The following is a 1,999-nucleotide window of genomic DNA, read 5'->3' as shown; positions in this document are numbered from 1 at the left end:
GATCGCCCTGCGCTTGTGTACGATCGATTTGAGGCGGGGACCAAAGATGCGGTCAGAATGGTGGATGGCCATGCGACGGTTGTCGGCGATCTAAGTTTGTTGAATAAGCGAAGTATTTCTGATTTGATACTCATCAGAGGAAAAATTGAAGGGGCCAAGTTGCATATATCCGATCTGCAGTTTCTTGTGGGAAAAGATGGTGGTATTGTGATATCTGACCCATTAAGGCTTGCGGTGGGTGGTGTGGGTTATCGAAAAAACATAAAGATGATCGATTATTTGGTAAAATTGGCCGAAGGAAAATAGGGATTTTAATGATTGACCAATATAAAGATCAACCGACGCCATCTCAATCTATTCCTCTTCTCCGAACTTTCTTGGGGCGCAAGCTGATTTCATTCACGAGATACAGCATATTTCCCAAGGAAGAGGCGGGAGCCGAAATGGAAGAGTCGCCTTCGCGTGTTTTTGAAGGGACTGAAGGGCCGCTGGGTCTCACGTTCGAAGGAGCCGGAATCCTCGGGGTTGGGGAGGATGACAGCCTTAATAGTGCGATTGTTTGGCTTGACAGTGACAGAAATAGGCGGCTTGGCGCCACGCCGATGAGCGAAAAGGAGGGTGTGCTTTTTCCAATTGAAGCATCGGATCCGGTCTTTTCGCAAGCGAAATGGCGCGATTTTGTCGGTGATCAATTGATTGGCATGTCCATCATCAAGGAAAATCCGATTAATCCTCGACTGGAGAATCGGCCGTGCGAGGTTGCTCTGTGCTTGAGCTGGCAAAAAAATGGCAAGCTTGCAGCGATACTGGGAGGGCAAGGCGATGACTATTGGGGGTCCAACAAGCTGATACTATGGAATGCAGTGCAGCCCAAGTTGAACTCCCGATTCTACGAAGTGCCTTTGCTGTAGCTTCAGTTGGTAGGTACGCTTTTGCCGAGCCATGGGGGCATCTTTCAATACCCTCAGCTTCCAGCCAACAGCTGAACAGTCGCGCTCTCTGCAGACGCAGATGGCCTGATCCAGCCCTTCATTCGCGAGCTGCAAGCCCGCGCAAGATGGTTGCCGGCAGGCCGGGGCCGGTGTCCTGGCGCTTGGATTGTCCTGCCCCGCTCTGGGGACTCGCGCCTATCGGCTGCGCAGCAGGGCGCTTTGGTCGCCAACGAGTTGTATGCAGAGCTGCAAAAGCTGCCCACGTCCGCCTTTGCGGCGGAGCCTGAGTTCCAGCAACTGGCCCGGGAGCACGGCGAAGACAAGGCCCGAAGCATCCTGGCCGCGGCGGCCGCAAACCGCGCGCTGTAGGGCCTGTTCACACCAATTTCGCGACCCCGAAATGGGTGTGAACAGGCCCTGGACAAGGTGTGGATGTGGCTCGACAGCGTATGGGTCGGGCCCGAGCAGGCTGCACGGGCCCAGCAGGTGCTGGCACCGGTATAGCCTGGCGCTGATGCCGATGCGGTAAGGCAGCCGCCACCATCGGTGCAGATGTCGATGCGCGAGGGCGGCATGCTCGACGTGCAGGGCGACACCAAGGCGGTGCGCCAGTGGCTTGAGGATGCGGGCGTCCCCCGGGGTGCCATGACCGATGGGCCAGAGGGTGTGATCGTCACAGCGGGGAGTGTCGAGCGGGCGAAGCGGGCCTTGGCAGCACCAGCACCGGTGGCACCCGCACTACTGTCAACGGCGCAAACGGCTGATCACGAGGAGGAGGCTGTGCCAGTGCAGGATGGGCGATCAGCCACTGCTCCGCCCGCGCCGATGGTGGCAACCAAGCTCGAAACGGGTGTGCTCAAGATCAAGGGCGATCCCAAGAAAATCCTCGCGGTTCTTCGCAACGGTGGAGTTGCCAATGTGAAGGTGCGAAAAAAGGAGGTCACGGTCTGGGCCAACGAAGCGGCACTTGCTCAAGAAATACTTGCAGACAACAATCTGGCAGGCGATCCGGCAGGGACTGAAACTGCGCCAACCAGCAATGGCATGAAGGAGTTCGATGGTGCGGA

The 1,999-nt window shown here is 56.7% G+C and carries 4 protein-coding genes; all 4 read left to right on the top strand.

The features are described from left to right. Window positions 1–306 (top strand): hypothetical protein (locus ASE28_RS32505; RefSeq protein ID WP_162261421.1); only part of this gene is annotated, 306 nt, incomplete at its 5' end. A gap of 8 nt (window positions 307–314) precedes the next feature. After that, window positions 315–911 carry a hypothetical protein gene (locus ASE28_RS32250; RefSeq protein ID WP_157422074.1) on the top strand — a complete coding sequence of 199 codons (597 nt, stop codon included), beginning with the start codon at window positions 315–317 and terminating at the stop codon, window positions 909–911. Window positions 912–1,151: 240 nt separating this feature from the next. Beyond that, a complete protein-coding gene (locus ASE28_RS32245) occupies window positions 1,152–1,301 on the top strand; it encodes a hypothetical protein (RefSeq protein ID WP_157412573.1) in 150 nt (49 codons plus the stop codon). A 183-nt stretch (window positions 1,302–1,484) separates the two neighbouring features. Continuing rightward, window positions 1,485–1,999, top strand: a 515-nt coding sequence (locus ASE28_RS20405) for a hypothetical protein (protein WP_162262272.1), incomplete at its 3' end; no start/stop codon positions are given.

The organism is Acidovorax sp. Root219 (genome assembly GCF_001428665.1).
GTDB lineage: Bacteria > Pseudomonadota > Gammaproteobacteria > Burkholderiales > Burkholderiaceae_C > Acidovorax.
This window is presented reverse-complemented; position numbering and strand designations above follow the sequence as displayed.

Bases quoted from the DNA above. Each gene is read 5' to 3' on its own strand.
- ASE28_RS32250 (WP_157422074.1), top strand. From the start codon at position 315: ATGATTGACCAATATAAAGATCAACCGACGCCATCTCAATCTATTCCT.